This window comes from SAR324 cluster bacterium, from assembly GCA_029245725.1.
GTDB lineage: Bacteria > SAR324 > SAR324 > SAR324 > NAC60-12 > JCVI-SCAAA005.
This window is the reverse complement of record JAQWOT010000016.1, coordinates 1-5864: the sequence shown is the minus strand read 5'-3', so window position 1 is coordinate 5864 and position 5864 is coordinate 1. Positions and strand designations below refer to the sequence as shown.

Here is a 5864-nt window from a genome sequence, read left to right as displayed (position 1 = left end):
AAGGTGGACTTCCCGGCACCGTTTGGCCCGATGACTAGTGTTAAAGCATTCTTTTTGATTCGAATATTTATCCCGTGAAGAATTGGGAAATCAGGGTCATAACCTGCTACTAGTCCAGTGACCTCTAAAGCTGCTTCAACCATTTAGCGTGGCTCCTAAGTAGGCTTCCAGCAAAAGAGGGTTACATTGGGCTTCTACAGGAGTTCCTTCAAAAATAACTTTCCCTTCTGCCATAGCAATGACTGGATCACAGCGTTTCATGATGAATTCCATGTTGTGCTCAATGATCAAAAAGGTTGTGCCCTGAAGATTGAGATCAGTTATTTTCTCGATCAGTAATTCAGTCAAAGTTGGGCTTACCCCTGCAGCCGGTTCATCTAGTAGAATCATTGAAGGGTTTACCATCAATACCCTGGCTAATTCCAACAGTTTCATTTGTCCACCAGAAATCTTCCCTGCAGCTTGGTTTGCAAGATGATCTAAGGTCACAAATTCGAGGAGCTGCATCGCCTTATCCCGAATTTGGGCCTCCTCACGCTTCATCTCAGTGTTCTGGAAAAAAGGGCCTGTGAGACGCTCACCAATCTGGTTGACTGGAGAAATCATGACATTCTCCAATACACTCATTTTCTTAAATGGACGTGGCAGCTGAAAAGTAAAGGCCAAGCCTATTTTGAATAGTTGATTGGTCCGAAAGTTTGTAATTTCTTTCGATTTGAGGAAAACCTGTCCTTCAGTGGGTTGGAGAATTCCTGTCAAAGTATGAAAAAGAGTGGACTTTCCTGCTCCATTTGGACCGATCAATCCAGTGATTTTTCCAGCCTGAATCTCTACGGAGAGATTTTCTAGAGCACGAAATTCTCCAAAAGTTTTGGTCAGTTTTTTTGTTGAGAGGATGACCTCAGTCATGCTGAGAAGACTCAGCATGAATTTTATCGTTTGGTGAGCTATTGAGGTTGTACTTCATAATTCGGCCGTGGCGACTAGTCCGGTCTCGCTCCAACCCATAAACTGGTCCTGAAGGACCATTGGAAGCATCAACTTTTGCCTCAATTTGTCGATGTTCCTTGGAAGTTAGGCTGAATCTGAACACTTCCAAGGTGTCATCCAGATATTTTGCGTAGCGAGCTCCGACAATGGCTGCGCCGATCTGAGGTTGGTCTAAGATATATCGAATAGCCACCGAAGATAGCGCTACTTGATGCGAGTCGCCAATTTCTTTCAAAGTTCGCAGCAGATCCTGAAATTGATCCCAAGAACCAAATTCATCGATGATTAGACGATACTTTACAAGAGATCGATTGCTGAATTGGAAACCAGGATCTTCTTTGCCTAGCCAAGCTTCTGAGATGAACCCACCAGCGAGGGTCCCGTAGCAAAGTAGAGAAACATTTTTTTCTTTTGCCCAGGGTACCATCTCAAGTTTTGGTCTATGGTCCAGAACAGAATATTGAACCTGAGCCGACATGATGTCCATCCCAGAGTCGATAAAGGGCTGAATATCAAACCACTCCCAGTTGGTGACTCCTAAATTCTTGATTTTCCCTTTATCCTGAAGCTTTTTTAGGACTTGTAGGGCTTCGACAGGCTTACCAAGTTTCAGGTCCCACCAAAAAAATTGGACCAAATGAAGTTGATCAATCCTCAAGCGCTTTAGCGAACGATCGACAATTGCTTCAATTTCATCTGGTTGAATATCTTGAAGCCTTGTTAAATCAGGAACCAACTTGGTGTGAATACAAATTTCCTCAGCCTTCGATGAACCATAATTTTGATGGACTGAAGAGATAAATTCTCCCAGCATTTCTTCCACACCGACATAGATATCTGCACAATCAAAGGTTGAGATGCCTGATTCAAGAAAAATTTCCATGTCCTGAATAGCTTTTCTGCGCTGAAAATCCCCATGGTCTCCAGCAAGTTGCCAACCACCTTTGATAATCCTGGAAATTGAATGGTTCTCGCGAAGGTTAAATTTTTCAACATTCATGAATTCTTTTCCTTTGCCCAATAGGGTTCCGTTCTCACTTCAGGTAAGCCAGTTGTTTCAGCATGAAAGAATCGTCTCTTAGAGAGTCTTTTGATTCGAAATCGCCCTCCACAATTGGGATCTGGGCATGCTACTTCAGCGTCAGTGGTCATCCAATCATGAGGTACCGTTTCCCTTTGTTTAGCAGGGAGTAGGGGAAGAATTGCTGCGAGCGCATACATGGAGATTTTCTGATGCTCTAAGAAGATTAGGTTTTCTCCTTCGACTCTAAATTTTTCTCCTTCAATATGTCGGCAAACTGGAGTACGACCTTCCAAGACAGTTTCTACTTCCAAATCATATAACCAAAAATCTTCCTGATTACTCATAGGCGCTGAAATTGCGTATCAAATAGGATATGAAAAATGTTGCCTGGCCCTATTTGCCCTAGCTTCATGAGAAGAAGGCTTAGTCAAGGAGACTCAGTTTCATGGTTGCACAAATTATTGTGTGAAGAGTCTGAAAAAAGCTTTCTGGACTTGTTAATGGGCTTTGATAAGGCTACTAGCTAAGTCTGTCAAGCAGAACACAGTTTACGTTGCATCATTGGAAGATGCAGGGATCAAGATTACATTGAATAGTAGTTCCCTAACTCGATTGATGCATCTTAACTATGAATCTGAAAAAAACAGTCCAATACCTGAGCTTCCTCACTTCACTGCTAAGTATCGCTGGTTGTGCATCAAATAATCTCGCCACTTGTACAATCGGTCCCCTCCATTTTCACTATGGTGAACAAGAACAGTTCTCCCAAGTCTGTTATCGTGACACCCCACAAAACGTTAGCGCACAGAAAATTGTTTGCTATAACGAGGTGCGTGGTAACGTCTGCGATGAATATTCAATCAGAGACGCTCAGTAAGTTTAATGCCTGAGGGAAAAATCCTAGAATTTGGATTAGATGAACTCAGAGGCGAAATTATGGACCTTACACAACAACAAATAGAAGCCTTTGACAATGATGGCTATCTTTTTTTCTGAACGGTTCACTACTGAAGAGGTGAAAAAACTCAATGATACGGTTCCTGAACTTTATGATCGACGCGAAGCTTATAATGTGAGGGAAAAAGGGAGTCAAGCGGTCAGAACTAATTTTGCTGCACATCTTTACAGCGCACTGTTTGCCAGATTAGGGCGCCACCCAAGAATGGTGAAACCTGTTGAGCAGGTTTTTGGTGAAAAGCTTTAGATGCACCAGTTCAAAATCAATGGGAGAATGGCATTTGAGGGTGATGTTTGGCAATAGCATCAAGACTATCGCACATGGGTCAATGACGACATGATGCCTGAATCAAGGGCAATGAATGTTGCGATTTTTCTGGATGATGTCAACCAGTTCAATGGCCCAGTGATGTTAATTCCGTGAAGCCACAAGCGTGAAGTTCTAAAGGCTGGACATGATCAAACTACGACAAGCTACCCTCTTTGGGCAATTGATAATCAATTGATCCGTCAGCTTGTTGAAAGAGCTGGTGGAGGAGAAGGTGGAATAGTCAGTCCTCAAGGACCTGCGGGTTCAATGATTCTTTTTCATGGTTGCCTGGTCCACAGCTCCAGAAGTAATCTTTTCCCTTGGAAACTTGTCAGCCTATATTTGAGTGTTTGTGCAGTGTGCAATCACATACAGCGTTTCAAGCGCCCAGAGTACATTGCTCATCGAGATTTCACCCCGATCGAGTGTCTGCCCGATGATTGTCTGCTTTCAGATCATCCAGTGGAACTACCTTGGAGGAATGGTATTCCCAATTCTGCCTTGGAGACCTCTTCGGAAAAGATTCCAGCTTAAACCTAACTAGCCTTTAATTGATTCTGGGGTCGTTGAACAACCATTGCGACCCCAATTACCGCGACAATCATCCCCGCAATCGCCAGCCAACCCAATTTTTCATCAAATAACCACCATGCTTCAACTGCTGTAGCAGGTGGCACTAAATAAAAAAGACTCGCCACATTTGCAGCCGCACCTGACTGAATCAAGCGCATTAAGATGAGGATTGCTCCAATTGAAAGAGCGAGGGCCAACCAGAAAAGGGCAAAGGTGGATTCGAGAGTCCATTCAACAACCATCGTCTCTAAAGAAAGGGACAAGAGCCCGAAGATTGTGAGTGCCGAGATAAACTGAATCACAGCACCAGTTCGGATATCTAGCTTGGTAGCAAAACGTTTTTGATAAAGTGTACCCAATGTGATGGAGACTAGTGCCAGGCTGGCGAAAAGGATTGAATCCATCCCAAAGGAATTTTCTTCAGGTAGTTTTTCCGATACAACCATCCAAACCCCCATAAATCCTAAGAAAAGTCCCATCCATTTTTTTCTTGTGAGCATCTCTCCTAGTAGAGGCCCAGCAAGGATCCCAGTTAAAAGAGGTTGTAGGCCGACGATCAAAGCTGCTAAGGCAGCAGGTAGCCCACCTTTGATAGCGACGAATACACCACCTAGGTAGCCCCCGTGGACCAACAAACCAACAATGCCAGCATGCAACCAATCTGAGAGATTTGAAGGCCAAGGTGCGTGATACCACCATACCAAAGGCACCAGAAAAAAAATTGCGATCAGAAATCGTAGACTCAGAAAAGTCATTGGTTCGGCATGGGGCATGCCCAATTTTGCACCAATGAAGCCGGTGCTCCAGAGCAGAACAAATAAGATGGGGGTTCCCTTGGAAAGGAAGTTCCCGGGAATCATTTGAGAAAGTTTTGATTTATGTTTGGAGATTCAATTTGGAGTGGCCAGTTGTTCTAGGGCAGCAAGTTCAGATTCACTAAATCCGGCTTGGAGGCGTGCTTCCTGATGCAAAGGGCCACGTAATCGACCTGAAAAATACTGATTTAATAGAAGGAGGTAAGTTGTTTCTGGGCAGATTTTTCTTTGCTGACAAAGATACTGAAACCAGTAGCTTCCAATTGAGACGTGTTGTATCTCTTCTTCCCAGATAAGCTGTAGTATCTGGGAAGATTCTGAATCTTTGATCTCTCTCAGCTTGGAAATCATTCCAGGGGTAACATCAAGCCCACGAGCTTCCATTACACGTGGAACTAGTGCCATCCTTACTAGGACATCATGAGCGGTGTTTTTAGCCATTTCCCATAAACCAGAATGGACTGGAAATTCACTGTAGGCACTGCCCAGTTGGATTAGACGACCCTGCAAAAGCTGAAAATGCCTGGCTTCATCAGCTGCTACCTTCAACCACTCAGCATAATAACGACTAGGCATCTGTTGGAAGCGATAGACTGCATCCAATGCCAGGTTGATCGCGTTGAATTCTATGTGAGCGAGGGAGTGCAGCAGTGCAACCTTACCAAGAGGGGACCCGAGTCGTCTCCTTGGTAAGTCCTTAGGAGCAACAAAATTCAGGAAGGAGGGGTAACCTGCTTCCACAGTATCATTGGTGGGAAAAGCTTTCTCATGATTGAGTTTCCCATCTTCAAAATCTTGTTTTAGTTTTTGGGCTCCTTGAGTTTTTTGCTCGATTTCTTTTGAGAGGAGAACTTCCTGGGTAGATTCAAATAAAGATTTCACACACCCCTGAGGCTAGTACTGCCGAGTTGGGTTTCTAGGCTGGCCTCCAATTGCACAATGTTCTGCTGCTCAATCTCCAACACATGTTTATAAGCTTTGATCAATCTCAGCAATTCATCAGCATCGGCTTCAGACCATCGAAGTTGATCTGGCTCAGATCCAAGGATTGCGCTGATTCGAAATCGCATAACATCAACTAAGGGGAGATGTGTTGTACTCTTTGCGGCGTATTTATCCAAAAAACGCTGGATATTGATCAATGTATCTGACTGCCAATCCTTAATATCACTCATCTTGGGATTGCTCGTGGAGT

At 43.9% G+C, this 5864-nt stretch carries 7 protein-coding genes and 1 pseudogene; 2 read left to right on the top strand and 6 right to left on the bottom strand.

Going from position 1 to position 5864, the window contains the following annotated elements; translation table 11 throughout:
* Positions 1-135: 135 nt before the first annotated feature.
* The 3 genes from P8O70_00410 to P8O70_00400 are packed head-to-tail and all read right to left on the bottom strand — an operon-like array spanning position 136 to position 2358.
* The gene (locus P8O70_00410; GenBank protein MDG2195344.1) at positions 136-909 is read right to left on the bottom strand and encodes an ABC transporter ATP-binding protein; all 774 of its coding nucleotides are present in this window, start codon (positions 907-909) and stop codon (positions 136-138) included.
* On the bottom strand, positions 902-1990 hold the full coding sequence (locus P8O70_00405) for an aldo/keto reductase (GenBank protein ID MDG2195343.1): 1089 nt from the start codon (positions 1988-1990) through the stop codon (positions 902-904). The genes P8O70_00410 and P8O70_00405 overlap by 8 nt, the downstream gene beginning before the upstream one ends.
* The gene (locus P8O70_00400) at positions 1987-2358 is read right to left on the bottom strand and encodes a TIGR04076 family protein (GenBank protein MDG2195342.1); all 372 of its coding nucleotides are present in this window, start codon (positions 2356-2358) and stop codon (positions 1987-1989) included. The genes P8O70_00405 and P8O70_00400 overlap by 4 nt, the downstream gene beginning before the upstream one ends.
* Positions 2359-2642: 284 nt before the next feature.
* Here P8O70_00400 and P8O70_00395 point away from each other — a divergent pair, with 284 nt between their 5' ends.
* Both P8O70_00395 and P8O70_00390 read left to right on the top strand, forming a co-directional pair.
* Positions 2643-2891: a hypothetical protein gene (locus tag P8O70_00395; protein MDG2195341.1), complete on the top strand. Its 249-nt coding sequence runs from the start codon at positions 2643-2645 to the stop codon at positions 2889-2891.
* A gap of 59 nt (positions 2892-2950) precedes the next feature.
* Positions 2951-3815, top strand: a pseudogene (locus P8O70_00390) (phytanoyl-CoA dioxygenase family protein).
* Between the two features lie 2 nt (positions 3816-3817).
* Here P8O70_00390 and P8O70_00385 read toward each other — a convergent pair.
* The 3 genes from P8O70_00385 to P8O70_00375 all read right to left on the bottom strand — a co-directional run.
* A complete protein-coding gene (locus P8O70_00385) occupies positions 3818-4714 on the bottom strand; it encodes a DMT family transporter (GenBank protein ID MDG2195340.1) in 897 nt (298 codons plus the stop codon).
* Positions 4715-4744: 30 nt separating this feature from the next.
* Positions 4745-5551: a ferritin-like domain-containing protein gene (locus P8O70_00380; protein ID MDG2195339.1), complete on the bottom strand. Its 807-nt coding sequence runs from the start codon at positions 5549-5551 to the stop codon at positions 4745-4747.
* Positions 5548-5864: hypothetical protein (locus P8O70_00375; GenBank protein MDG2195338.1), on the bottom strand; the 317-nt coding region annotated here is incomplete at its 5' end. The genes P8O70_00375 and P8O70_00380, both read right to left, overlap by 4 nt.

What these genes read in the sequence shown, in the direction of transcription:
- P8O70_00410 (MDG2195344.1), bottom strand. Translation starts at nt 909, where the DNA reads ATGACTGAGGTCATCCTCTCAACAAAAAAACTGACCAAAACTTTTGGA.
- P8O70_00405 (MDG2195343.1), bottom strand. Translation starts at nt 1,990, where the DNA reads ATGAATGTTGAAAAATTTAACCTTCGCGAGAACCATTCAATTTCCAGG.
- P8O70_00400 (MDG2195342.1), bottom strand. Translation starts at nt 2,358, where the DNA reads ATGAGTAATCAGGAAGATTTTTGGTTATATGATTTGGAAGTAGAAACT.
- P8O70_00395 (MDG2195341.1), top strand. Translation starts at nt 2,643, where the DNA reads ATGAATCTGAAAAAAACAGTCCAATACCTGAGCTTCCTCACTTCACTG.
- P8O70_00385 (MDG2195340.1), bottom strand. Translation starts at nt 4,714, where the DNA reads ATGATTCCCGGGAACTTCCTTTCCAAGGGAACCCCCATCTTATTTGTT.